The 25,131-nt window shown below is 70.5% G+C and carries 24 protein-coding genes; 3 read left to right on the top strand and 21 right to left on the bottom strand.

All coding sequences use genetic code 11. The annotated features are described in order from the left end of the window. Positions 1-114: 114 nt before the first annotated feature. From CLV68_RS21010 to CLV68_RS20980, 7 genes are all read right to left on the bottom strand, one after another. Entirely contained in the window at positions 115-816 is a 702-nt protein-coding gene (locus tag CLV68_RS21010) for a tyrosine-protein phosphatase (protein WP_246010017.1), read from the bottom strand. Beyond that, a complete protein-coding gene (locus CLV68_RS21005; RefSeq protein ID WP_121392619.1) occupies positions 813-1,727 on the bottom strand; it encodes a cobalamin-binding protein in 915 nt (304 codons plus the stop codon). Before CLV68_RS21005 ends, CLV68_RS21010 begins: the two co-directional genes overlap by 4 nt. Positions 1,728-1,833: 106 nt before the next feature. Next, positions 1,834-2,238, bottom strand: a complete 405-nt coding sequence (locus CLV68_RS21000; RefSeq protein WP_121392912.1) for a nitroreductase family deazaflavin-dependent oxidoreductase — start codon at positions 2,236-2,238, stop codon at positions 1,834-1,836. A 49-nt stretch (positions 2,239-2,287) separates the two neighbouring features. Then, positions 2,288-2,836: a hypothetical protein gene (locus CLV68_RS20995; RefSeq protein WP_121392618.1), complete on the bottom strand. Its 549-nt coding sequence runs from the start codon at positions 2,834-2,836 to the stop codon at positions 2,288-2,290. Between the two features lie 281 nt (positions 2,837-3,117). Next, positions 3,118-3,699 carry a GNAT family N-acetyltransferase gene (locus CLV68_RS20990; RefSeq protein WP_211346702.1) on the bottom strand — a complete coding sequence of 194 codons (582 nt, stop codon included), beginning with the start codon at positions 3,697-3,699 and terminating at the stop codon, positions 3,118-3,120. After that, the gene (locus tag CLV68_RS20985) at positions 3,696-5,141 is read right to left on the bottom strand and encodes an APC family permease (protein ID WP_121392910.1); all 1,446 of its coding nucleotides are present in this window, start codon (positions 5,139-5,141) and stop codon (positions 3,696-3,698) included. Before CLV68_RS20985 ends, CLV68_RS20990 begins: the two co-directional genes overlap by 4 nt. 85 nt (positions 5,142-5,226) lie before the next feature. Next, positions 5,227-5,892 carry a GPP34 family phosphoprotein gene (locus tag CLV68_RS20980; RefSeq protein ID WP_170224495.1) on the bottom strand — a complete coding sequence of 222 codons (666 nt, stop codon included), beginning with the start codon at positions 5,890-5,892 and terminating at the stop codon, positions 5,227-5,229. A gap of 566 nt (positions 5,893-6,458) precedes the next feature. On the opposite strand from CLV68_RS20980, the gene CLV68_RS20975 reads away from it, so the two are divergent. The 3 genes from CLV68_RS20975 (at position 6,459) to CLV68_RS33445 (ending at position 9,904) form a co-directional block, all read left to right on the top strand. Continuing rightward, on the top strand, positions 6,459-7,112 hold the full coding sequence (locus CLV68_RS20975) for a peptidoglycan-binding protein (RefSeq protein WP_121392616.1): 654 nt from the start codon (positions 6,459-6,461) through the stop codon (positions 7,110-7,112). A 26-nt stretch (positions 7,113-7,138) separates the two neighbouring features. Next, positions 7,139-9,418, top strand: a complete 2,280-nt coding sequence (locus tag CLV68_RS20970) for a zinc metalloprotease (protein ID WP_121392615.1) — start codon at positions 7,139-7,141, stop codon at positions 9,416-9,418. 222 nt (positions 9,419-9,640) lie between these two features. Beyond that, a complete protein-coding gene (locus tag CLV68_RS33445) occupies positions 9,641-9,904 on the top strand; it encodes a hypothetical protein (RefSeq protein WP_147460089.1) in 264 nt (87 codons plus the stop codon). A 121-nt stretch (positions 9,905-10,025) separates the two neighbouring features. Here the strand turns inward: CLV68_RS33445 and CLV68_RS20965 are convergent, their stop codons facing one another. The 14 genes from CLV68_RS20965 to CLV68_RS20900 form a co-directional block, all read right to left on the bottom strand. Beyond that, complete coding sequence (locus tag CLV68_RS20965; protein ID WP_121392614.1) at positions 10,026-10,880, bottom strand: acyl-ACP desaturase; 855 nt, start codon at positions 10,878-10,880, stop codon at positions 10,026-10,028. A gap of 12 nt (positions 10,881-10,892) precedes the next feature. Then, complete coding sequence (locus tag CLV68_RS20960; RefSeq protein WP_121392613.1) at positions 10,893-11,723, bottom strand: class I SAM-dependent methyltransferase; 831 nt, start codon at positions 11,721-11,723, stop codon at positions 10,893-10,895. Then, positions 11,710-11,976: an acyl carrier protein gene (locus CLV68_RS20955; RefSeq protein ID WP_092787304.1), complete on the bottom strand. Its 267-nt coding sequence runs from the start codon at positions 11,974-11,976 to the stop codon at positions 11,710-11,712. Before CLV68_RS20955 ends, CLV68_RS20960 begins: the two co-directional genes overlap by 14 nt. A 20-nt stretch (positions 11,977-11,996) precedes the next feature. Further along, the gene (locus CLV68_RS20950; RefSeq protein WP_092787302.1) at positions 11,997-12,509 is read right to left on the bottom strand and encodes a PaaI family thioesterase; all 513 of its coding nucleotides are present in this window, start codon (positions 12,507-12,509) and stop codon (positions 11,997-11,999) included. After that, positions 12,506-13,294, bottom strand: a complete 789-nt coding sequence (locus CLV68_RS20945) for a ferritin-like domain-containing protein (RefSeq protein ID WP_092787300.1) — start codon at positions 13,292-13,294, stop codon at positions 12,506-12,508. The genes CLV68_RS20950 and CLV68_RS20945 overlap by 4 nt, the downstream gene beginning before the upstream one ends. A gap of 90 nt (positions 13,295-13,384) precedes the next feature. Further along, positions 13,385-14,995 (bottom strand): AMP-binding protein, encoded by a 1,611-nt coding sequence (locus tag CLV68_RS20940; RefSeq protein WP_121392612.1) that lies wholly within the window; start codon positions 14,993-14,995, stop codon positions 13,385-13,387. Further along, complete coding sequence (locus CLV68_RS20935) at positions 14,988-15,656, bottom strand: 4'-phosphopantetheinyl transferase superfamily protein (protein ID WP_121392611.1); 669 nt, start codon at positions 15,654-15,656, stop codon at positions 14,988-14,990. The genes CLV68_RS20940 and CLV68_RS20935 overlap by 8 nt, the downstream gene beginning before the upstream one ends. Continuing rightward, positions 15,653-16,834, bottom strand: a complete 1,182-nt coding sequence (locus CLV68_RS20930; RefSeq protein WP_121392610.1) for a cytochrome P450 — start codon at positions 16,832-16,834, stop codon at positions 15,653-15,655. Before CLV68_RS20930 ends, CLV68_RS20935 begins: the two co-directional genes overlap by 4 nt. Before the next feature lie 314 nt (positions 16,835-17,148). After that, a complete protein-coding gene (locus CLV68_RS20925; RefSeq protein WP_121392609.1) occupies positions 17,149-17,502 on the bottom strand; it encodes a MaoC/PaaZ C-terminal domain-containing protein in 354 nt (117 codons plus the stop codon). Next, the gene (locus tag CLV68_RS20920) at positions 17,499-17,897 is read right to left on the bottom strand and encodes a hotdog family protein (protein WP_121392608.1); all 399 of its coding nucleotides are present in this window, start codon (positions 17,895-17,897) and stop codon (positions 17,499-17,501) included. Before CLV68_RS20920 ends, CLV68_RS20925 begins: the two co-directional genes overlap by 4 nt. 143 nt (positions 17,898-18,040) lie before the next feature. Further along, a complete protein-coding gene (locus CLV68_RS20915; protein WP_211346727.1) occupies positions 18,041-19,300 on the bottom strand; it encodes an RNA polymerase sigma factor in 1,260 nt (419 codons plus the stop codon). Continuing rightward, a complete protein-coding gene (locus CLV68_RS20910; RefSeq protein ID WP_121392606.1) occupies positions 19,297-19,716 on the bottom strand; it encodes a YciI family protein in 420 nt (139 codons plus the stop codon). The genes CLV68_RS20915 and CLV68_RS20910 overlap by 4 nt, the downstream gene beginning before the upstream one ends. A 238-nt stretch (positions 19,717-19,954) precedes the next feature. Further along, positions 19,955-21,577, bottom strand: coding sequence for a methyl-accepting chemotaxis protein (locus CLV68_RS20905; RefSeq protein ID WP_121392605.1), 1,623 nt, complete (start codon positions 21,575-21,577; stop codon positions 19,955-19,957). Positions 21,578-21,749: 172 nt separating this feature from the next. Continuing rightward, the gene (locus CLV68_RS20900) at positions 21,750-25,082 is read right to left on the bottom strand and encodes an NACHT domain-containing protein (protein WP_121392604.1); all 3,333 of its coding nucleotides are present in this window, start codon (positions 25,080-25,082) and stop codon (positions 21,750-21,752) included. Positions 25,083-25,131 lie beyond the last annotated feature (49 nt).

Raw genomic sequence — 25,131 nt, 5'->3', positions numbered from 1 at the left:
AGCCCCCCGCACGCCTCGCCCCGCCGCAGCCCGCGTCGAGCGGCAGTACCGGCAGGCGAATCGTTGAGGTGGAGGAGGACAGTCCGATCCCCGCCACCTGTTGACCACCAACGCCTAGGCGGTGCCGGTCAGGCGTGTTCGCAGGGCGGTGAGTTCTGCTTCCGTCAGGCCGTTGTCCAGGAGGAAGTCGGGCATCGACAGGGTGGTGATGGTCGCGGTGAGGGATGCCTCGATGGTGGTGCCGTGCGCGGCGAGGAGTTCGGTGATCACGTCGAGTTGTGGGCGGTCGCCGAAGTCCTGGGGGCGGGTTTTCATGCGGGCGAAGGTGAGCAGGTAGTCCGCGATGATGTCGGCGGGGGTGGCGGCGGTCAGGGTCAGGAGGATGAGGGCGAGCAGGCCGGTGCGGTCCTTGCCGCCCGCGCAGTGGAAGACGACGCAGCCGGGGGTGGCGGTGGCGATGGCTCGGACGGCGGCGATGACCGGTTCCGGGTGCTCGGCCAGTTGCGGCGAGTAGTACAGCGGGGAGGCCAGGTAGTCGACCTGCAGCCAGTGGTCGTAGAACGGGGTGCCGAGCGGGTCCAGCGGCGTGCGCACGGTCGTCATCGCGGCGGGCCGCAGGTCGGGTTCGCGCTCGTACTCCTCGGGGCTGCGCAGGTCGACCACGGTGCGCACCCCGTACGCCAAGGCCGACGCCCATCCGGTCTCGCTCAGTGTGGTCGGCGCCTCCATCCTGACCACCGCGCCCGACCTGATCTGCCCCAGTCCGCCCAGGTCGCGGACGTTGACGCACCCGTCCCAGGCCAGTTCCCTGCTCACGCCCACAGGACCTGACACCGCCGCGCCTGCGCCGGGGTCACCGGTTCGCCCACGGTCACCCCGTGCAGGACGTGCGCGAGGACCTCGGCGCCCCGGATGACCCGCGGACCGGGCCGGTTGTGGTAGGCGGGCCCGTCGAGCACCCAGACCCGGTCGGCGCGGACGGCCGGGAGGTCGGACCAGCCGGGGCGGGTGGTGAGGGTGTCCAGTTCGGCGAGGGTGCGCTCCGGGGTGAGGCCGCACGGCAGCAGCAGCACGACATCCGGCTGACTGTCCACAACGGACTGCCAGTCGACCGGCGACGTGTGCTCACCGGCCGAGGCCAGCAGGGGGGTGCCGCCCGCGGCGGTGATCTGCTCCGGCACCCAGTGACCGGCGGGCCACACCGGGTCCAGCCACTCGATCGCCGCCACCCGCGGCCTCGCCAACCCCGCCACCGCCGCCTCGACCGCGGCCAACCGGACCTCGAGCGCCCCGATCCGGTCCGCCACGTCCTCGACCCCCAGCATGGCCCCGACCCGGCGGACGCAGTCGAGGACCCCCGCGATGGTCCGCGGCTCCAGGCTCACCACCCGCGGCCCGGCGTCGAGCACCCGCACCGCCTCGGCGACCCGCTCGTAGGACACCGCGCACACGTCGCACAGGTCCTGGGTGAGCACGAGGTCCGGCGCCAGCGCGGCCAGCAGCCCCACGTCCAGCGAGTACAGCGACGACCCCCGGTGCCCACCCACCGCCGCCGAGATCTCCCTGCTGCTCAGCCGCCCCGGGTCGATCCCCGTCCCGGTGACCACCGGCACCGACGCGACGGCCGCGGGCCAGTCGCACTCGTGGGTACGCCCGACCAGGTCGTCCAGGCACCCCAACTCGGCCACGATGTCGGTGGCGGCGGGCAACAGCGACACGATGCGCACCCGCCGAGCGTAGTGGCCGTGTCGGCCGCGCCGCGGACCGAACGCGCTCCGGCGATCCCGACCCGCGCCCCGTCCCACGATCTCGCGGAACAGGGCGCGGGTCGGGTCAGACGCGGTCGAGGATGACCACTGGGATCTCGCGGTCGGTCTTCTTGCGGTACTCGTCGTAGTCGGGCCAGACCGTGGTCATCTTGGCCCAGAGCTCGTCGCGCTCGGGGCCTTCGGCGGTGCGCGCGCGGACGGCGAACTTGTCCGCCGCGACCTGGATCCGGACCTCGGGCGTGGCCAGCAGGTTCAGGTACCAGCCGGGGTGGGTCGGGGCGCCGCCCTTGGAGGCGATGATGACGTAGGAGTCGCCGTGCTGCTGGTAGATGAGGGGGAACTTCCGCTCCTGCCCGCTCTTGCGCCCCGTCGTCGCGAGGATGAGAACGGGCGCCCCCTTCTCCCAGATGTGCCCCTCCGCCCCGTCCGTCTCCTCGTACCGCCGGACGTGCTCGTCACCGAACAGCATGGCCCACCCTTCGTCGCCGTCTTCCAGCACAACGCCCGCGGCACCTGGGTTAATCCCGCGCCCCCAAGAAGGCGACGACCTCGAGCAGGACCAGGATGGCCACCGCGCGCACCGGCCGCAGGTGCAATCGCCGCCGGACCTCCACGTCCGCTCCAGGGTCCGCCTTGGCCGCCCGCATCGCCACCTGGACCTTGTCCTCGATCTCGCGCTGGACCGGGTTCCCCCGCGACCGGGACGCGTGCGACCAGGCCCCGGCGGCGACCCGCAGCCGCGCCCCGCCGACCAGGTGCAGGATCACCTCGTCAGTCCGCTGCACCCACGAGACGGCCCCGAACGGGACCCAGTAGCGGAAGTAGGAGTTGGTGACCTCCAGCCCCCCGGTCGTCACCACCAGCCGCGTCTGCAACGCGGGCAACATCCCCACCCACCCCGCCGCCCAGATGGCGACCAACGCCTGCGCGGTCACCCCGTAGCTCGTCACCTGAACAGGGAACGCCCCCAACCACAGCCCGGCCCCCACCAGCCCGACGACAGCCACCACCGCGAGAACGAACTCCCCCCGACGCCGGACCACCGCCACGACGTCGCCGTCACGCACGCGAGAACCCTAGCCGGACCGCCACCCCTGCCGGTCCCACGACCGCTTCCGGGTGGCGACCGCGCCGAACAGAGCCGTTCGGCGCGGTCGTGGGGTTGGTCGAGTCCCCGGTGGAGCGGTGATCCGGGATCACGCGGTCCACGCCGCGCGAGGGGGCCGGTCGCCGTCACCGCGGCCCTGGAGGAAGCGCAGGGGCGCGGTGACGGGGAGCGGGTCTCCTCGGTCGGCCGGTGAAGGGTGCCACGGACCACTGACAGAAAGGGCCGCCGCCCTTCCCGGCATCACCGGGGTTGCCGCCACAGGGGCCACATCAGCGGTCCGTCCGGCAGCGCGTAGGGCTCGCCCAGCGGCGTGTACCCCTCGCGCTCGTAGAGCCGCACGCTCGACGGTGTGCTCGCCTCCAGGAACGCCGAGACACCGGAGGAGTCCAGCACGGCGTGGTGGTGCCGCAGCAGTGCCTCGCCCAGGCCCTGGCCCTGCTTCTCCGGTACGACGGCCAGCAGTGCCAGGTGGTGGTGCGGGTCTGCCGGGTGGTGCGCCGCGAACGCCGCGTCCAGTGCGTGGAAGCGGTCGGCGTACCGGCCGGTAGCGGAAAGCACGCGGGCGGCGTAGTCCGCGGGAGCGGGTGGCGCGCCCGCGGTCCGGTCGAACCAGACCGCCACCGCGTGGTCGCCGATCGCGTCGACGTGCCCGTGTTCCATGGCGTGCCCGACCAGGATCTCGAAGTCCGCGGTCAGCATCGCCAGCCGGTCGGCGGGGGTGTCGATCAGCCACTCGGTCTGCGGCAGGGCCTCGAACGCCCTGGCCACGACCGACGCGCCCTGCCGCACGTCCGAGCCGGTGGCGCGGACGATGCCGGTCACCGCGCCCCCACCGGGGTGCGGGCCGGGCCCTTGCCGATCGCGTCGTAGACCTGCGGGCGGGTGCGGCGCAGGACGACGCCGTAGACGATGCCGCTGATCGCCACCACCGCGAACACGATGGGCACGCCCCAGCGCAGCGGCGAGTCCTCCGGCACGCCGAGCAGCAGCGCGTAGTGGGCCACCACCAGCACCAGGATGGCGGTCACCGCGACGGCCGCGAGCGGGGGCGCGAAGCGCTGGAGGCCGGTGTTCTCCTCGACGTTGTGCTCGCGCAGGAAGCGGACGGTGGCGAAGGCGGTCGCCGCCAGCAGCAGCAGCACGCCGAGCGCGCCGACGGTGCCCGCCAGGTAGAACATCTCCGTGAGCGGGTCCCAGCCGCCGATGGCGTAGGCGATGATGACGACCAGCGCCAGCGCGCTCTGGGTGATCGAGGCCGGTCCCGGCTGGCCGGTGCGCGGCGTGGTGCGGCCGAGCCAGGCGGGCAGCACCTGGTCGCGGCCGAGCGCGAAGCTGTAGCGGGCGCAGGTCGCGTGGAAGCTGATCAGCGCCGCGAGCACGCTGGTGACCAGCAGGACCTGCCCGACCTCGGCGGCCCAGGGGCCCAGGTTCTTCTCGGCCAGCACGAACAGGATCGCCGCGGGGGAGCTCTGCGCGTCACCGATCACCGTGTCCGGGCCCGCGGCCTGGATGGTCGACCAGGACGAGAGCGCGTAGAGCGCGCACAGCCCGCCGATGCAGATGATCGTCGCGCGGCGCACCGCGCCGGGGCTGGCCTGCTCGGAGAACACCGCGCTCTGCTCGAAGCCGACGAAGCCGAGCACCGCGAGGCCCAGCAGCGGGCCGAGCGCCGAGCCGAGCAGGTCACCGACGGCGAAGCCGTCCAGCGACAGGCCGCCCTCGGCCGGGTTGGCCAGGTTGGCGACGGTGTAGAGCAGCACCATGGCCACCTCGGCGGCCAGCAGCACCAGCAGCACCCGCGCCGAGTGCTTGATCCGCCGCGTCCCGAGCACGGCGACGACGGCCCAGGCCACCAGGGCCAGCACCCACCACGGCACGTCGATGCCGAACCACTTGTTCAGCATCGGTGCCAGGGTGCCGATCGCCCCGTACAGGCCGATCTGGAGCGTGTTGTAGGCCAGCAGCGCCACCCAGGACGCGCCGACCCCCGCGGGCTTGCCGAGCCCGAGGCTGACGTAGGTGTAGAAGGCGCCCGCGTTGGGCACCCGGCGGGCCATCGCGACGTAGCCGACGCTGAACACCGCCAGCACCGCGGCGATGATCACGAACGCCAGCGGGAGACCGAGCTTGCCGGTGGCGGCGAGCCCGGTCGTCACGATCGCCGCGCAGACCGTCAGCGGTGTGGCGGCCGAGGCGGTGAAGAACACCACGCCCGCGGTCGACACGCGCTGCCCGGCCAAGGTCTGGGCTGCGGTTGTGGACACGCTCACTCCTTTGTGGACCAGATGTTGGGGGAAGGGGACGACAGTGGGCAGCCGTACCTGTGGTGCGGTCGGTCGCCGGTCGTGGTTAGAACAGCGGGGTGACCGCTGCTGTCACGAGTACCTCGGTGGTGTGGTCGACGAGTTGGGCCGCGCTGGGGCAGAGGTTCTCGCGCAGTTGGCGGTCCAGCTCCTCGTGCACACCGGGTTCGCAGTGGCTGAGGATCTCGCGGTCGCGGCCGGTCGCGCGCAGCAGACCGGCGAGCAGGAGGTCCGGTGTGGACAGTGGGCGGGGCACGCTGAGGTTGCCCGCGATGCGCACACCGGCGGCGGCCGCGGTGCTCAGCGACGGGGGGACGTAGAGTTCGAGCGGTTTGCGCAGCAGCCGCTTGCGGGAGGTCCGCACGACCTTGCCCGCGGCCAGCATCCGGTGCCGCACCAGGGTGGCGATGTCCCTGCCGACCAGCACCATGATCCAGTCCTTGGCCAGCACCACGCTGCGGTCCTTGCGCACCCACAGCCGGACCTTCTCCTGCAGCCCGTCGGCGACCGCGACGTCGGCGACCCGCAGCGCGCCGCCCTCGACGACCATGTGCCTGGTCAGCACCAGTTCGCCGAGCACGGCGGCGGCCAGCCCCGCGGCCAGTGCCTGCGGTTCCAACCGCTGCTCACCGGTCATGTCGTCGAGACCGGCCAGGAAGAACTCGTCGGCGAGCAGTCCCGGTATCGCCTTGCGGTATTGCGGAGCGGTCATCGCGGGCACCGGTCCCATTCGGTGCCGCTGCCGGTGCCGCGGTGGTCCGAGCGGGTCCGCCCCCGCCACTGGACTTCTCGACTCACGTTCCTCACTTCTTCGTGGTGTGCGCGCCGCAGGATAAAGGCGATACCGACAGCGCGGGATACCCCCGTCGGGGTGACCACCCGATCGGCCCAATCACGTACACCACGGCCGAACGGACCAGGACACCGGACCACGGTGTGGGATGGCAACGCTCCCAACCGTGTGATCGCGCTGAGACATTCGGGTGGCGGACCCGGTGATCCTCAGTGGAACGGCAGGTGGCCGTGAGGTGTACCGGCGCACTGTCCATAATGGTGACGCGGAGGAACGTGAATTGATTTCGGCACTCGGGAGCCGCATTTCCCCGAAGTCACTGGACAACCGACGTGCTCCATTAGTGGGGTCGTCGTCGCACGTCCGTGATCCGCGGCGGCGGCCGCCGAAATGATTCCCTCGGCCATCGAGAAACGTCGACCCGACGACGTCTCACTCCCCGGGGAATCCGTTTCGGCGCTCGCGGCCAGGGGTATCGACCCGGCATGGACCGAACCAACCAGCTGAACCCGCTCCCGCTCTCGGCCGACGACCTCGCCGCCGAGACCGGCTCCGCGCTGCCGGACAAGGAGGTCTACTCGCTGCTCGACCTCAACGTCGACCTCGACCTGGCGCTCGACCTCGCCGCCCCGATCGACCTCGCGGTGGCCGCCAACGCCAACGTCGCCGCCCCGATCGACGCCGCCGTCGGCGCCAACGTGCTGTCGTCGGACTCCACCGCGCAGGCGCTGGCCGACCAGGGCGTCGCCATCACCCAGGGCATCACCGGCGACTCCACGGCGCACTCCACCCAGGACAGCGCCATCGACCAGTCCGAGCCGGTGCCCACCACCCCGCCCGCCCAGGCCGGTGGCGTGCACGCCGTGGACATCCCCGACGACATCAGCGGCGCGCTCAACGGCGGTCTGCTCAACCTGGACGTGAACGTCAACGCCGACCTCGACCTGACCGCGCCGATCAACGGCGCGATCGCCGCCCAGGCCAACGTCGCGGCGCCGATCGACGCCGCGGTGTCGGCCAACATCGGCTCCACCGGGTCCGAGGCCACCGCCGTCGCCCAGCAGCAGGCGATCATCACCCAGGACATCACCGGCAACGCCACCGCGACCGCGGACCAGATCAGCGACGTCGACCAGTAAGAGGTCGACCAACGAGAGAGGTCCGCATGAGCGTCACCTCAGGCACCGCGCCGGACCGGGACGTCGAGGCGCCCCGGCCCGACGCGGTGCCCACGAGGGTCGACGGTGTGCGGCTGATCGGGGAGATGAGCGGGTCCGGCTACCGGCGCCCGCCCGCCCTGGTCCGCCGCGCCGACGGCCAGGTGCTGCAACTCACCCCGTTGCTCTACCGGGTGCTGGAGGCCGTCGACGGGACGGCCGACCACGCCACCATCGCCGACCGGGTCGGCCACGCCGTGCACCGGCAGGTCGGCCCGCGGGACGTCGAGGTGCTGCTGGACAAGCTGCGGCCCCTCGGCGTCCTGCGCCTGCCCGACGGCAGTGACCCGACGCCGCGCAAGGCGAACCCGCTGCTCGGGCTGCGGATGCGCTGCGTGATCTCCAACGAGGAGACGACCAAGCGGGTCACGGCGCCGTTCACCTGGCTGTTCCACCCGCTGGTGGTGGTCGCGCTGGTGGCGGCGTTCGTCGGCGTCTCGTTCTGGGTGCTGTTCGAGAAGGGGCTGGCCGGGGCCGCCTACGAGGCGTTCCAGCAGCCGTCGCTGCTGCTGCTGGTGTTCGCGGTGACGATCGTCTCGGCCGGGTTCCACGAGTTCGGGCACGCGGCGGCGGCGCGCTACGGCGGGGCGACGCCGGGGGCCATGGGCTTCGGCATGTACCTGATGTGGCCCGCGTTCTACACCGACGTGACCGACAGCTACCGGCTCGGCCGGGCCGGTCGGCTGCGCACCGACCTGGGCGGGCTGTACTTCAACGCCATCGTCTCGGTCGCGGTGTTCGGTGTGTGGCTGTTCACCGGCTGGGACGCGTTGCTGCTGGTCATCGCCACGCAGCTGCTGCAGATGGTGCGGCAGTTGACCCCGCTGGTCCGCTTCGACGGCTACCACGTGCTCGCGGACCTGACCGGCGTGCCCGACCTGTTCCACCGGATCAAGCCGACGCTGCTCGGGCTGCTGCCGCACCGGTGGCGCTCGCCGGAGACCACGATCCTCAAGCCGTGGGCGCGGGCGGTCGTGACCCTGTGGGTGGTGGTGGTCGTCCCGGTCCTGCTGCTCAGCTTCGTGCTGATGGTCCTGACGCTGCCGCGCATCATCGGCACGGCGGTGAACGGCATCGAGCAGCAGTTGATCGGCCTCGACGCCGCGTTCGACAAGGGCGACCTGGCGCTGTCCGCGGTGCGGGTGCTCGGGATGGTCGCGATCGCGGTGCCGATGGCGGGCATCGTCTACCTGCTGTCCCGCATGGTGAAGCGGGCGGTGTCGAAGGTCGTCAAGTGGTCCTCGGGCAGGCCGGGTCGCCGGGCGGTGGCCGTCGTGGCACTGGTCGCGGTCCTGGCCGGGCTCGCCTGGGCGTGGTGGCCCGAGGGTGACCGCTACCGGCCTATCCAGCCGGGGGAGCGGGGCACGGTGCAAGACGCCCTGCCCATGGGCGCTCGTGCGCCGCGTGCGTTGCCTGCCGAGACTTCCCCCGCACCCGTCGCGGTGGCGGCCAAGCGCAAGGTAGTGCTACCCCAGGGTTCGGCTCTGCCCACAAAGGACAAGCCGATCCCGGCGATGGTGCTGACTCCGGTCGGTAACCCCACCGCCCCTCGTTTGGTGTACCCGTTCCAACGGCCCGAACCGCCGGGTCCCGGCGACAACCAGGCCGTCGTCATCAACACCACGGACGGGTCCGTTCAGTACGAGGTGGCTTTCGGCCTGGTGTGGGCAACTGAGGGGGATGTGGACAACCGCAACGAGGCGTGGGCGCTGGCCAGTTGCCAGAACTGCGCCACGGTCGCGATCGCGTTCCAGATCGTGTTGATCGTCGGCAAGGCCAACGTGGTGGTCCCGGAGAACGTCGCGGTCGCGGTCAACCACACCTGCGTCGACTGCCTCACCTACGCCCTGGCCTCCCAGCTCGTGGTCACCCTCTCCGGCGAGCCGGACGAGGCCGCCAAAGCGGAGATCGCCGCGATCTGGAACCGCATGACCGGCCTCGCCGACCGCGTGCGCGGCATGACCGCGGCCCAGATCCAGGCCGAACTGGACACCGTCAAACGCGACATCCTCACCGTCCTGCGCAACCACGACCCGGTCACCACCACAGCCGTGCCGCCATCCGCCCCGACGAGCACGACAGTCCCAACCACCACGCCAGACCCGACGGAGTCGTCCTCGACCCCACCATCGTCGAGCACCTCCCCACCCTCGTCATCGACCGACGAACCGACGACAAGCCCACCACCTTCAAGTGAAGGCTCGTCCGTGGTACCAACGAGTCCTTAGCGACAGCAGAAGGGGCGGCGCACCGGCCGCCCCTTCTGCTGTCTTGTGCTGTCACTTGGCATGACAGGAACTGGACGTAGGCACGTCGGTTCCAGGACATCGCGCCCCGCCTCGTTGACGGGGAGCAGGCAGGACCTGACCATCCTGGGTGAATCGTCTCTGTCCGACAGGGAGGTGTCCGGCTTGAGAACTCGTATCCGTGCTTGTGTCGTTGCTGGGCTGATGATCCTGACCGCGCTGGTCACTGCCGCGCCCGCACAGGCATACCCCTCCGGGTGTACCTGGGGCGCGATGGACGCTCGCGGCTCGTACGCGGTGTGCACCACCGGATCCGGCGCGTACCGTTCTTATACACGTTGCACCACATGGTATGGCGGCGGCTACATGCGCTACGGAAACTGGGAGGTCACGACCTATCCCAAGTGGTCGATCTCCTCGTGTTCCTGGGGCGACACCCGGGCGGCTTACGGGATCGAGACCGCATGAGCACGGCGTCGTGAACTGACGGGACTGCTGGAGTCGCTCCGCGTCCACCCGGCCGCGAGTGCTTGTGGCCGGGTGGACACGGAGCTCCCGGGTGCGGCCGAGGTGCTGACGGGTGCGGTCGTCACGCGGTGATCGTGCGGCAGGCCGCGATGAAGGTGATCAGCTCGTCCACCTTGTCCGAGCGGCTGTCCACCGCCCGGTTGAGGACCCGGATCAGGTGGTCATAGGCGTCGGTGTGGTCGTAGCGGGCGGTGTCGGCGATCTTGAGGGCCCAGCGCCAGTAGCCGCGGATGGTGTCGGCGAGGGGCATCCGGAAGTCGGCGATGACCGAGCGGATCGGCTCCACCACCGCGTCGCCGTGGTGCACGAGGTAGCGGTGGAGCATGTCGGCGAAGAAGGTGAAGTGCCTGGCCTCGTCGCGGCTGAGGCGGTTGAGGATCTGCTCCAGGACCGGTTCGTCGACCACTTGGCGCAGGTTTTGGTAGTAGAGCTGCGTCGCCTTCTCTTGCACCAGCGGGTACGTGAAGAACTGCACCGCGTCCGCGTAGTCCACGGCGAACTTCTTCTGTCCCTCCGTCGCCAGCGATAGTCGCAACGGCTCAGGTTCGGCCAGGCCCGATTCCACCTGGTACCGGTAGAGCACACGCGCGTGCGTGTCCTCCTCTTGCGCCCACCGGATCGAGAAGTGGTACAGCTCCCTGTTGTGCACGAACACTTCCCGCTCGACGCTGTCGTTCAACGGGAAGTTCTCGTCATAGAGGGCGAAGTAGCCGGGTAGGTGGTCTTCGATGATGGTGATGAACTCGACCGCCGAGCGTTGGCCGTCGCTCAACCGGGACGCGTCGGCCGCCGCCCAGTCGAAGTCGAACTCGTCCCAGCGCGCGCGGGCGGGCCCGGCGCGCAGGAACGAGCCGACCGCGGCGTCCACCTCGGCGGCGGGCAGCAGCGGCCCGCCCACCTGCTTGTGCACAGCCATGCTTCCCCCGGATCAGCGGCGTTTCGCGCAGGTCAACGCGTAGTGCTTGGTGGTGAACCCCCACCCCGCGTTCGCGGTGCGCAGGTAGCGGGTCAGCTTGTCGGCCAGACCGGCCTCGATCTCGTCGAGCCGCTCGGCCGAGCGCGCGACGTTGGCCAGCCAGTCCTCGATGGTGCGGTGGTAGTGGTCGGTCAGGTCGTCCACCGCCACCACGCTGAACCCGGCGTCCTCGGCGCCGCGCACCAGCTCCGAGAGCGGGCGCATGTCGCCCCAGCCGAAGATCGCGTCCCGCACGAACGCCGACGAGTCCAGCTCGCCGAACTCCGCGCGCTTGGCCGCGTTGCGGTAGCAGCTCTCCGAGACGTACAGCATCCCCTTGGTGCGCAGCGCCGCGTGCGCGCGGGCGAACGCGGCACCGAGGTCGGGCATGTGCACGATGGAGCCGAGCATGGTCACCGCGTCGAACGAGCGCGGTTCGATCTCCAGCTCCTCGATGTGCCCGACCCTGGTGGACACCAGGTCCTCGAGCCCGCGCTCGCGCACCAGTTCGTGGATGTAGGCGTGCTGGTTGGGCGCGGGGCTGATCCCGACCGTCTTCGCGCCGAACTCCTGGGCCATGAACAGGATCAGCGACCCCCACCCGCTGCCGATGTCGAGCAGCCGCTTGCCGGGGCCCAGGTTCACCCGCTCCGCGACGAACCGCAGCTTGGTGCGCTGCGCCTGCTCCAGCGTGTCCTCCGGCGAGGTGTAGAGCCCCGAGGAGTACTTGCGCATCGGGTCCAGGTACAGCCCGAAGATCTCCGGGTCCAGGTCGTAGTGGACGTTGGTGTCAGCGACCGCCACCGCTGGGCTCCTTCTCCGCGAGGGTCGCCACGACCAGCGTCGCCGCGTCGCGCACCGACTTGAGGCCGAACACCTGGTCGTCCTCGAGCTCGATGTCGTAGGTCCGCTCGATCTTGGCGACCGCGCGCAGCACCTTCACCGAGTCGGCGCCCTCCAGCGAGCTCAGGTCGACATCGGGGCTGATCCCGGCGGCGGGCAGGCCGAACTCCCCGGCCACGATCCCGGTGACAGTGGTGATCACGTCGTCGGACATTGCGGTGTCTCCTCCGGTTCTCACTGGCCGCGGCGCAGGTCGGCCAGGGCGCTCTCGATCAGGTCGGCCTCGGTGTCGGTCAGGTCCATCCGCTCGCGCGCCTGGGCCGCGGTCGCGGGCTGGTAAGTACCGACGGCGGTAACGCAGGTAGCGCCGTCGGGGTCGGTGATTTCCGCGTACGCGCGGTAGGGGGGTGCGTCGACATCGTCGGCGGTCGCGACGCACCGGTACTCGACGCCTACCGCCAACGGAGACAGGTAGCGCGTGCGCAAGGTGGTCGTGAACACCGATGTGCCGACCTTGAGCACCAGCAGGTTGCCCATGATCTCGTCGCACACCGTGGTCGCGATCCCGCCGTGCACCACGCCCGGATAAGACTCGAAGGTGCGGTCTACCCGCAGCACGCACTCGATACCGTCACCGGAGTGCGTGAAGCTCAACCGCAGACCGTGCTCGTTGCTGGGGGAGCAGCCGAAACAGCGGTAGTCCGGCAGCACCCGCCACGGCACCTCGATCGGCGTCCCGGTGCTCACCCGAGCACCTCGGCCAGCGCCCGGCGGACCTTGCCGTTGGTGCTGAGGTCCTTGTCCACCAGCGACCCGAACACCTGCCGGATCTTGCCCTGCAACTCGTCGAGCTCGCCCTGGTCGGCGACCTGCTCCAGGAACAGGTCGAACCCGGTGTCGATGGTCGCGTGGTCCTCGAGCTCGGTGAGGTTGCTCTTGAACAGGCTCACCGGGTGCTTGATCTTCTGGTCGGAGGTGTAGACGTAGAGCGTCTCCAGCACCGAGGGGATCTCCTCCGGCTTGCGCTCCAAACGCCGGCGGCAGTAGTGGATGAACTCCCTGGCGTGCCCGGCCTCGTCCCGGCTGGCGCGCAGCAGGATGTCGGCCAGCACCGGCTCTTCCACCGCGGCGGACACCCGGCGGTAGATGTGGTTCACGGTCAGCTCGGAGATGATGTTCGTGGCCAGCGTCGCGGCTGGGGTGGAGCCAGGGGCGTACGGCTCGCGCATAGCCTGAACGGGCGCGTCGTCGACAGCCTCGCCGATGGCCTCTAGCCACGACTTGAACGCGTAGTGGTGCTGGACCTCCTGGTAGCCCCACACCACCGCGAAGGTGGAGAAGTCGTAGTCGTCGACGAACTCGTTGAGGAACCCGTGCACCGCGGCGATCACATTGGACTCGCCCATCACGCCGCTCTTGGCCATCACCACGTGCTCTGGCTTGACCAGGTCCTTGTCGACACTGCCGAAGTCGATGTCCTTGAGCTGCCAGTGGACGCGCTCGTAGTGGGTGAAGACGTCGAAGCTGTGCATGGCCCCTTCTCCTCTGGTGCAGGCATGTCCTCTGGTTGCCGCGGCGCTATGCCCGGGCGTTGGCTCTAGTCCAAGGCGAGCCTGGTGGCGTCAGCCGAATCTGGATCGCGACGCGAGCCGCTGGAGCTTGCCGCTGCTGGTGCGCGGGATCGCCTGTGGTCCGGCGACGACTACCCGCACGTCGTCGAGCCCGGTGGCGGCGCCGACTCTGGCCCGCAGCCGGGACCGCAACTCCTCGGTGTCCGGCGCGGTCGACTCGACCACCAGCACCATCCGCTCGGCGGCCTCGTCCAGGTAGGCCACACAGCGCCTGCGGTGCACGGCGGGATCGGTGCGGACGGCGGCCTCGACGTCCTCGGGGTAGTAGTTGTCGCCGCGCACGATGATCATTTCCTTGCGGCGCCCGGTGATGTGCAGCTCGCCACCGGCCAGGTAGCCCAGGTCGCCGGTGCGCAGCCAGCCGTCCGCGGTGAACGGCTGCTCGCCGCGCAGGTACCCCGGGGTCACCGACGCGCCCCGGATCTCGACCTCGCCGACGACCCGTTCGGCCAGCGGGACACCGGTGTCCGGATCGGTCACGCGGACGTTCATCCTGGCCACTGGTCGCCCTACCGACACCACACCACGTGCGCCAGGAGCGTTACGCGCGACCGCAACGGCTTCGCCCGTTGCCGCTAACCGCGCGCGGTCTACCCAATCCGCATGCGGTGGTGCGTGCAGCGTCGAGAACGTCACCGGGAGCGTGGCCTCGGCGAGCCCGTAGACCGGCAGCATCGACTCCGGCCGGAAACCGGCGGCCGCGAAGTGGTCGAGGAACCCCTCAAGCGTGTCGACCGCGATGGGCTCCGCGCCGTTGAACGCCACCCGCCAGCGGCTCAGGTCGTAGTCGGCGACCTCGGCCTCTGGGACTGCCCTGGCGAGGGCGTCGTAAGCGAAGTTCGGCATCGGACACGCCGTGATGCCTGCCTCGGACATCGTCCGCAGCCAGTGTGCCGGGTCCTTCACGAACACCGACGGCTGCCACACCGTAAGAGGGATCGGGTGGTTCAACGCCGCGAGTGAGCCGAACAGGCCCATGTCGTGGAACAGCGGCAGCCAGTTGCCCGCGTCATCGTCGTCGGTCAGTTCGATACCGCCGCCGATCGCGTTCAGGCAAGCGAGCACGTTCGCGTGCGTCAGCCGAACCCCCTTCGGGGCCGATGTGCTGCCGGAGGTGAACTGGACGATCAGGTCGTCGTCGCCGGTCACGCCACTCGCGGGTGGATCTGCGTGCGCGCCGCGCAGGTTCGCGGTCGACACCTCGGTGATGCCATCTAGAGCCGAACCCAACACACCACGCAACCTGGCCAAACGCTCGGACAGCACTACCGTCCGGATGCCGGCCGCGGCGATGATGCTGGCGATCCGCTCCTGGTAGCCATCGCGCGCGGTCGTCGGTAGCGCGAACGGACACGCGCACGCCCCCAGGACACCCAGCCCGATCAGCACACGGAAGAAGTCGGCCTCGTTCTGGCACAACAGCCCGACCCGGTCACCGCGCCGCACTCCGGCCTCCGCCAGTGCACCGGCTACCTCGTGCGACTGGTCCAAGAGCTCGCCCAGGCTGAGCGTCTCGCGCCCGGTGTGGAAGGTGACGGGCGTGCCCGGTCGCCGTCGCACCGCTGCCGCCAACGCCGCGTGCAGGGTGTCCGGCTCAGCCACGGTCGCCGCCGAACGCGCTCAACGCCGCCGCCACCTCGTGCGCCGGATCCCCGGCGGGCCTGGTCGCGGGGACGAACGTCCACCGCCCACCCGAGGTGGTCGGGGTCCACACCCGCGTCCGCACCCGCGGCGGCGTGGCCGCGCGCACGGTGAGCGCGCAGTGCCGGTCGCCCAGGTCGAGCACCCTGGTCAGGAAGCCCGAGCCGAACGGCCAGTCCACAGCGGACCAGGTCGCGGTCGGGTCGCCGTCGAACCGGATGGTGCGCAGGCCCGCGCGCAGCCCCCGGCCGCACGCCTTCGCCGCGCTCTCCTTGGCCGCCCACAACCCCCGCGCCGGGATCGGCTCCCGCAACTCGCCCGCGGCGCAGAACCGGTCGGCGACCTCGAGTAACTCGTCCTCCGCGGCGTCCTCGACGTCCACCCCGCAGGCCACCGGGCTCTCCGCGAGCACCAGGAAGTCCTGGTCGTGGCTGGCGTTCACCGACCCCGGCGCCGCGACGGCGGTGGCCAGCACCCGCGCGGCCTGGGCCTGCACGCGGCGCCTGCCGTGGGCACGACGGGCGATGGCGGCCCGGTCCGCGGCGGGCAGCGCCGGTTCGGCGTCCCCGCGCACCCGGTCCAGGTCGCGCAGCGACACGACGTGAACGGCCACCGAGGTCATGACGCGCTCGCGCGCAGGTCCGACAGACCGCGGAACTGGAGGTTGTCCGCGCGCCAGTTCAACCGCTCCGGCTCGGTCAGCACCAGGCCGGGCAGCCGCGTGGTCAGCTCGGTCAGCGCGATCCGGCCCTCCATCCGCGACAGGCCCGCGCCGATGCAGTAGTGCACGCCGAGCCCCAGCCCGACGTGCCCGGTGTCGTTCCTGGTCACGTCGATGCGGTCCGGGTCGGCGAACCGCTCCGGGTCGCGGTTCGCCGATCCGCGCATGAGGTAGACCAGCTGGCCCTCGCGCAGCTGCTCACCCCGCAGCCGCACATCCCCGGTCAGCAGCCGGTGGGTGAGCTGGACCGGGCCGTCCCAGCGGATGACCTCGTCGACCGCGCCGGAGATGGTCCCCGGGTCGCGCTTGAGCAGCTCCCACTGGTCGCGCTGGGTGAGCAGCCCGGCCAGGCCGTTGCCCAGCATGTCGATGGTGGTCTCGAACGACGCGGTGATCAGCAGCAGCAGGTTCGACACCAGCTCGTCGGTGCCGAGCCGCTCGCCGTCCTCGTCCGCGCTGACCAGCCGCGACACCAGGTCGTCGCGCGGGTCGACCCGGCGCTGCTCCATGATCGCGGTCAGGTACTCGATCATCTCGTGCACGGCCTCCGCCGCGCTCTGCGCGCCACCGAGGTCGGGCGCCGCGCCGACGAACACCTTGATCGCGTCGCACCACTTGGTGACCAGCTTCGCGTCCTCGGTGGGCAGCCCGTAGAGCCCGCAGATGACCAGCGCGGGCACCGGGAAGCAGAAGTCGGCCATCAGGTCGAACTCGCCGCGCTCGACCATGGAGTCGACCAGGTCGTCGACGATCCCCTGCACCATCGGCTCCAGCAGCCGCACCGCGCGCGGGGTGAACCCCTGGTTCATCAGCTTGCGCATGCGGGTGTGCGTCGGCGGGTCCAGCATCCACATCCAGTGCGCCGCGAGCTCGAGGAACCTGGCCACGGCGGGGGAGGGGTCCGCGCCGCCGCGCTGCGCCACCAGCAGGCCCAACCGGCGCGAGGAGTACGTCTCGTGGTCGCGCAGCGCGGCCGTGACATCGTCGTAACGGGTGATGACCCACCCGTTCAGCTGCTGGTCGTAATACACCGGGCTTTCGGTGCGCAACCGGGCGTAGGCAGGATAGGGGTCGCTCATCACCGCGCGGCTGAGTAAGGTGGTTTGGCCGACCTGATCCGTCATCTTCGCCCTTTCCCCCGAATACCGGCGACTTCCTGGTGTGCGCGCCGAATACCCCGGCGCAGGCGGCGGAATGGCCCCATTCCCCACTCAGTGAACACGACGCCCAGTCCGATCCGCAAGGAATTGCCGGCTGGGAAAACCGGAACGCACCAATCCGGCTGTGGACAGTGGACACGCGCCGATGGCATGGGGTATGCGCGCGCGGGAATTGTTCGCGCTGTCCGGAGTAGGGGTATCGGCGCAATACCCGGTAAGGGGGTCGGTCGGTGCTAGTCGAGCAGGACGGCCGTACCGGTGCCGCGCAGTACCTCGGCGGCGGTGGTCGTGACCACCACGGTGAAGCCGACCGCCGCGCCGTCGAGGGAGTCGACGGTGACCGAGGTGGTGATCTCGTCGCCGACGAACACCGGCGCGAGGAACCGCAGGTCCATACCGGTCACGTGCACGCCGTCGTCGGCGAGCAGGGGGGTCCCGGACAGGGTGAGCAGGCCCTGGGCGACCTGCTTGCCCGCCATCCCGCCGATGTGGTGCGCCCCGAAGTCCCCGGTCAGCCGCGCGCAGGCGGCGATGTCGTCCTCGCTGACGGTCCGCAGCGCGCTGAGCGCTGCCCCGACCCCGATCATCGCCCGGCCCCCTCGCCGCTGAGCACGACACCCTTGCTCGTCCCCGTCACCACGACCTCGTCGCCGCACCGGATCCGCGCGTCGAACGCGATCTTGGTGACGCCCGGCCCCGGCTCGAGCCGGGTGATCTCCAACTCGGCGGTGATCTCCTCGCCGACCGCGACCGGCCTGCGCACCGCCCACGTCATCCGCCCGGACAGGTAGTCGATGTCCCCGCCCAGTTTGGTCAACGGCGCCACCACCAGCAGATAGGGCAGGAACCGCGGCTCGGAATTGTCCGGATACCCCGAAAGCCCCCGGAATTCCCGCACCTCGTCGACGGTATAGGTCCGCGACACCCGCAACACATCCCCGACCGCGACCTCGCCGTGCGCACTCGGAATGGTCGTCCCCACCGAATTCCCTCCGCTCACCCCGGCTTTTCACGCAAGAACCGGCCCCACGCTAGCACGCCCCCCGCGCTCGGCCAACGCGCCCTTTCCGGCCGCCACGGTGTCCTCAATGGAGTGGTACCGGTCTGATGTGGACCGTTTCCGGACTAAGCGAGCTTGTCGAGCTTCTCCCGCAGGACGGCTTGTTCCCGGGTGTTGGCGCACAACGGGATGGCGCGCTCGAACTCCGCGCGGGCCTCGGCCGCGCGCCCGAGGCGGGTGAGCAGTTCACCGCGGACGCTGGGGATCAGGTGGGAGTGGGGGAGGGCGTCGACGAGGGAGTCCACGATCGGGAGGGCCGCGGCGGGCCCCTCGGCCATCGACACCGCGACGGCGCGGTTGAGGTCTACGACCGGCGACGGGGCCAGCGTGCCGAGCGCCTCGTAGAGCACGACGATCCTGGCCCAGTTCGTGTCCGCCACCGAGTCGGCGACCGCGTGGCACTCGGCGATCGATGCCTGGAGCCCGTACGCGCCGAGACCCCGCCCCCGCGACGCCGTGGCGAGCGCGGCGCGCCCCCGCTGGATCGCCGACCGGTCCCACCGCCGCCGGTCCTGGTCCTGCAGCAGCACCGGCCGCCCGTCCGGCCCGGTCCGCGCCGGGAACCGCGCCGCGGTCAGCTCCAGCAGCGCCAGCAGGCCGTGCACCTCGGACTCGTCCGGCACCAGCCTGGCCAGCACCCTGGCCAGCCGCCGCGCCTCGCCCGCCAGGTCGAAGCGGATCCAGGAGCTGCCGGAACTGGCGGACGAGCCCTCGGTGAAGATCACGTACAGCACGGTCAGCACCGACCCGAGCCTGGCCCGCCGCTCGTCGGCGGGCGGCACCTCGAACGGCACCCCCGCCGCGCCGAGCGCCTTCTTCGCCCTGGTGATCCGCGCCTGCACCGTCGCGGTCGGCACCAGGAACGCCTTGGCGATCTCGTCGCTGGTCAGGCCGCCGACGACGCGCAGCGTGAGCGCCACCCTGGCCTCCGGCGCGAGCACCGGGTGGCAGGCGGTGAAGATCAGCGCCAGCACGTCGTCGTCGATCTGGTCCGGGTCCCACGCCGCGTCCTCGACGGCGCCCTCGCCCAGGTCGTGGGCGAGGGCGGCGTACCGGTCGTCGAGGGCGGAGCGCCTGCGGAACGCGTCGACCGCGCGCCGCTTGCCGACGGTGAGCAGCCACGCGCCGGGGTTGTTCGGCACCCCCTCGCGCGGCCAGGTCACCAGCGCCTCGGCCAGCGCCTCCTGGGCCAGGTCCTCGGCGACGCCGAAGTCCCCGGTGTAGCGGGCCAGCGCGCCGACGATGCGCGCCGACTCGATCCGCCAGACGGCCGTGACAGCTTCTCGACCGGCACTGCCACGGCTCGGCTCAGTGCTCCCGGTCAGAGCTGACCGGTCGACTCCCGCCACGCCCGCTCCTTCTTGATCCACTCGTTGTCCTGCGGGAACTCGTCGATCGAGGCGACCCGCCGGATCTCGGTCTTGAACCCGGGCCCGCTGATCGGCGAGCGCCGCGCCCACTCCACGGCCTCTTCCTTCGACGCCACGTTGAGGATGTAGAAGCCGTTGAACAGCTCCTTGGTCTCCCCGTACGGGCCGTCGGTCACCACCGGCGGCTCCGAGGAGTAGTCGACGACGACGCCATCGGCCGCGTCCCCGAGGCCCTCGGCCGCCACCAGCACGCCCGCCCGGATGAGCTCCTCGTTGAACCCGCCCACCGTCGCCAGCATCTGGTCGAAGTCGATGTCGCCCATCGCGGCGTATGCCTCGTCGGTGGCGCGCATGATCAGCATGTACTTCATCGTCGGTCTCCCTGACGCTCTTGCGGACCCGTTCCTCAGCCCCGCTCACCCCTGCGTCGAACGGCGCGGACGCGGATCGACAGCGGGCGAGAACTTTTTCTGCTCAGGGCCACCGGCAGCCTATGTCGGTCGGCTCCCGGTTGGCCCATCCGGGTGGCGCCAGGGTCTCGACCTGCGGAAACGGCCGACGGCGGACCGGTGAGACCGGTCCGCCGTCGGCTAGGGGGTGGGGAGAGAACTAGATCTGGAACTTGGCCACCAGCTCGCGCAGGTGCGCCGAGAGCTGCTCCAGGTCGACCGCGGCCTGCTTGCTCCGGTCGATCTCCTGGGAGGCGGTCGCGGTGGCGCTGGCGACGTGCCCGATGCTGCCCGCGATCTGCGAGCTGCCCGAGGCGGCCTCGGCGATGCTGCGGCTCATCTCGTTGGTGGTGGCGGTCTGCTCCTCCACCGCCGAGGCGATGACCAGTTGGTAGTCGTTGATCTTGGCGATGATCTCGGAGATCTCGCCGATCGTGCCGACCGCCTGCGCGGTGTCGGACTGGATGGCCTCGACCTTGCGGGCGATGTCCTCGGTGGCCTTGGCCGTCTCCTGGGCCAGCTCCTTGACCTCGCTGGCCACGACCGCGAAGCCGCGACCGGCGTCCCCGGCCCGCGCCGCCTCGATGGTGGCGTTGAGGGCCAGCAGGTTGGTCTGCTCGGCGATCGAGGTGATGACCTTGACCACGTTGCCGATCTGCGCCGAGGAGTCACCCAGCTTGGCGACCACGTCGGTGGTGGACGCCGCGACCTCGACCGCGTGCGACGCCACGTTCGCGCCCTCGTTCGCGCTGTGCGCGATCTCCTTGATCGACGAGCCGAGCTCCTCGGCGCCGGTGGCCACCGTCTGCAGGTTCAGCGACACGTTGTCGGCCGCCGCGGCGACCTGGGTCGCCTGGGTGTTGGCCCCGGTGGTGCTGTCGAGCAGCCGGTCGCTGACCTGCACCAGGCGGGTCGAGTCGGACTGCAGGGTCTGCGCGGTGGTGGCCAGCGCGGCCACCGCGGCGCTGAAGTTCTCCCGCGCCTGGTTGAACGCGGTGCCCAGCTGCCCGACCTCGTCGCGGCCCTGCACGATGGCGGGCTTGCTCAGGTCGCCGTCGGCCATCTGCTTGGCCACGACGGTGATCTGGCGCAGCGGCCGCACGATGCGACCCGCGACCAGCAGCGCCAGCAGGATCGCCGCGGCGAGGCCGACGATCATCGAGATCAGCACCACGGTCCACGCCGAGTTGTAGGCGTCGCGCCCCTCGGCGGCGGCGCGCTCGGCACTGGTCCGCTCGATGACCGCGAGCTCGTCGATGCCCTTGTCGATGTTGGCGATCAGGGTGGTGAACTCGTTCATGTCCGTGATCGGGGTGTAGCCCGCGGGCACCGGGTCCCCGTAGGAGATGTCGCGCTCCACGCGGAACTTCTTCTGGTCGGCCAGCAGCCGCGCCGCGCGCACCCGCCCGGCCTCCTCGGTGGTGTGCGACAGGTACGCCTCCACGGAGACGTCGATCCGCCCGTCAGCGGCGTGCTGCCCGTCGCGGGCGCGCTTCTGCCCCTCGGCGCTGTTGTCGACGTACCACATCGCGGCCCAGTGGTTGATGTCCCCCTGCGCCCCCCGGATGTCCCCGAGGTCGCTGAGCGCGGCGGCGTTCCCGGTCGCGACCCGGTTGAGCTGGTTGTCCAGGTTCGACATCTGGATCATGGCCAGCACCCCGATGAGCACGGCCACCGCCACGACCGCGCTCAACGCGGCCAGGATCTTCGCCCGAATACCCCAGTTCGCGACGAGCCCACCCAGGCCCCGCGTCTTCTCGATCTCGGTTGCGTTAGCGCCCATCGCCCTACCCTCACGCTCCTGTGTCAGCCGCCGGCATCCTTGCCTGCCCCGCTGGAGTCGGCAGCACCCCGCCTGAGCTGAGGACTCACCCCACCCCGGCAGCTGTGCCCGACAATTGCGCCTGCTCAGGGGTACCGCGCCGGGTGCCACTCCGTAGCACCACGGGTGCGCCTCACCAGGCCCCGATCCACGCCTCCAACGCCCGGAGCCCCGCCACCGCCGCCTTCGACCGCCCCGCCTCAGCCAGCGCCGCCGCCACCGCTCGCGCGGCCACATCCGCGTGCCCGGTAGCGACGAGTTTCCGCGCCGCCGCCACGCCCTGCTCGACGTAGTGCCCGTGATGCGCGACCACGTCCTCCCACAACTCCACCGCGCTCGGCAGCAGCCCCTGCTCTGTAAACCAATCGGCGACCACCATTCGATGGGACACGGTCACATCGGCCCTGATGAGTTCAGCCGTCACAGCGACCGCGCAGCCTGTTCCCGCCACCTCGATCAACACGGAAACCGGCTGCTTCATCCAGTAGTCGCTAGTCGGGCTGCTGACCAGCGATCGGCGGAGCGCGCGCCACGCCTGGTCGATGGCTTCGGCTCTCCTGCCGACCAGATGCAGGGCATGGGCCATGTTGGCCATGTCGTGCGTCTCCCAACTCCTCTCCGATCGAATGGCGCTGTCGACTAGCCGATCCCTTACTTCTCGCCATCGTTTGGCATGAAGGGTGATCACCGTTTCCCACACGTACTGGACTGAAGTGGGTTCTTCGATCAGCAGATCGACAACGTCGTGCACTTCAGCCTCGCGTTCCGCCTGAGCAAGGGCGATGATTGCCTGTAGTTGGTGCTTCGGGCCATGCCGCTTGGCCTGCTCGACCACCAGGCGGGCGCCATCGGGGAGCGGGGCCAATATGCTCGCCGCCCGTCGGAACGTGTACCAAGTGCAGGTCGCGTCTGCCATCGCGGCTTCTGCCAGTGCTCGCATAGTCGCCGTCGGCTGGCCTGCCAGGCTGGCCGCGAGGTCGAGTATCGACGCGTGACTGAGGCCGGAGACCGCCTCCAGTTCGATACCGGCCGCAGACAGGACCTTCGCTGCTTGAACGCGGATACGGGAGTCACTGGTCTCAGTTGTCTCCCTGAGACACCGCTGTGCGAGTTGTTCGCGGTGCGGGGAGGTGAAGTGGTCCATCACCTCCGCCACTATCGAGGGTTTCCGAGTGGCGGCAGCCGCGAACGCGGACTCGACATCGTGCTCAACGAGTACCTTGATCGCTTCGGCGACCGCGTCGTGGTCGTCCGAGCAGGCCAGCGCGTGTTCGGCCGCCCACCGCGCTTCTGCCGGGCAGTGGGACCCGCGTGCGACCCGCACCAGGTCATCCCAGTTGGGCCTGTGGTCGAACCAGGAGTCCATGGTGCGCAACGGGGCGGTCGTGGTGACTGCCTGGACCGGCATCCGGTGGCCGAGACTCGTATCGGTGCGCATCCGCCGCACTAGGTCGCGAACCAGATCCGCCGCGGCAGGACCACGCTCGATGGTGAGCAACATCGTCGCCACGGTGAGGGTGAGTGCGTACTCGGCGCCGTACCCGGCGGCGAGCAGCAGCCGCTCGGCTCGGTCCCGCCCGTCCGGTACCAGATCGATCAGGCCGAGAACGATGTGCTCGACGTGCTGCGGTTCGACTTCTGCCGCTAGGTCCTCCAGCCATCCCACGGCCCCCGCCCACCCGAGTCTGCCCAGCACGATCGCGGATTCGACCCGGATCGGCATGGCAATCCTGGCGTCGTCGCGCAGCAGCCGCAGTCTGCCTTCGGCGATCCACTCGTGCATTCCGATACCCGCCAGCACCCGACCGATCTCGCGGCACTCGCTCGCGGGCGCACGATCCAGTCCAGCGCCGATCAGCAGATCGACCAACCGGTTCAGGACCGGCGCGGCGACCTCCTCGGCAACGGGGATGTCCCCGGTGAGCAGCCGCCCGGCAACAGCCACCGAGTTCGCGTCGCCATCCAGCAGCCGCTCGATGACTCGGTCGATCTTGTTCTCGCGGCCCCACAACAGGAACGTGAAGATGGCGAATCCCCGCTGGGCCTCCCAGGTCGCCCTGGAGATCCATCGGTCCAGCTCGGTGAACTCGGGGTCGATTTCTTGGGCGTGGGAGCGGGCGGCCAGGAACTCGGCGAAGGAGTGGTGCAGGAAGCGGAGGTCGCCTTCGATGCGGACCAGGATGCCGCTACTGGTCAACACCGTGAGCAGGTCCTCGGCCCACCCGGCTGGTTCACCGTCGTGGTGGTCGGTGACCCACTTCCGCGCCGACTCGGCCAGGGAGCCTTCCGACTCCAGCACGTGCCGGGCGAGGTGTTCGATCAGCTCCACCCGCCGCTCGTCCACCCAGCGCACCAACTCCGCGCGCCGGGGCTCCCGGGAAGCAGCAAGCTCGGCGACTGTCCGCCTGCCGTTGGCGTTGTCGGTGAGCAAGTGGTCCATGAATCGCGCATAGAGGCTGGTCATGCTGCGCGGCAGTTCACGATCCGGCGACAGCGTGAACGTGATCGCCGCGATGGTCGCCAGCAGGGGGTTGCGCACGATCTCCCGCAGCCGACCGTCCCGCACCTGGCGGATGAAGTCGGTGGCCCGGTCCTGGGCGGTGATCGAGTCCTGGGCCCGGAACCACGCCCGCGCGAACTCCTCCAGTTCCAGCACCCCGAACGGCTGGATCGCGTAGATCTGCGCCCCCACCCGGTCGAACATGGCCATCTCGGACCGGGGGAGCGGCCGGGTGGTCACCACGATCCGGTGGTCGGTGCCGCGCCGCATCCGGGCGACGATCGTGCGGATCACGCGTTCGCGGGTGCCGGTGTCGATGATCTCGTCGAGGCCGTCGACGAACACCAGCCACCGGGCGCCGAGGGTGCGGCGGGCGAACAGGGCGGGGTCGGGGGGCGTCGCCAGCATGCCGCCCAGCACCTGGCGGACCCCGGCGGCGACCAGTTCGCTCCACGACGAATCGGCGGCCAAAGCCCGAGCCGGGATGCGTACGGGCAGCACCGGCTCACGGAGCGGCGGCGCCATCCGCACCTTGCCCAACCAGTACGCGCAGATCCGCTGCACGTACATCTGTCCCAGCGTCGACTTCCCCGCGCCGGGCTCGCCCGTGATCACCACGTGCGACTCGGTGTCCAGGGCCTCGGTCGCGGACAGCACGCGCTCCGCGATCGGGGCGTCGTCGGGGTCCTGGCCCGGGGCGTTGGCGCGGATGCGTTGCTGGACGTAGATCTGGCTCAGTTCCGGCGGGGTGATGTCGAGCAGCCGGTAGGGGAGGGTGTCGAAGGCGTCCTGCTGGACGTCGAGCAGGTCGTGCAGGTCCTCGTCGACCGCGGGCAGGTCGGCCCACGAGGTCAGCGGCGGGTGAGCGGGGCGGGCGTCGCCGATCACGACCGTGCCGATGTCCCTGGCTTGCAGCACGGGGCCGGTGATCGTGGACTGGGTGATCCTGTTGTGCTGCTCGACCATGGAACAGTTCTAGCGGATGGCCGCGGGTGGGACGGCACCCCACGGCCTC

Origin of the sequence: Actinokineospora cianjurensis, from assembly GCF_003663795.1 — a bacterium.
GTDB classification, from domain to species: domain Bacteria; phylum Actinomycetota; class Actinomycetes; order Mycobacteriales; family Pseudonocardiaceae; genus Actinokineospora; species Actinokineospora terrae.
This window is presented reverse-complemented; position numbering and strand designations above follow the sequence as displayed.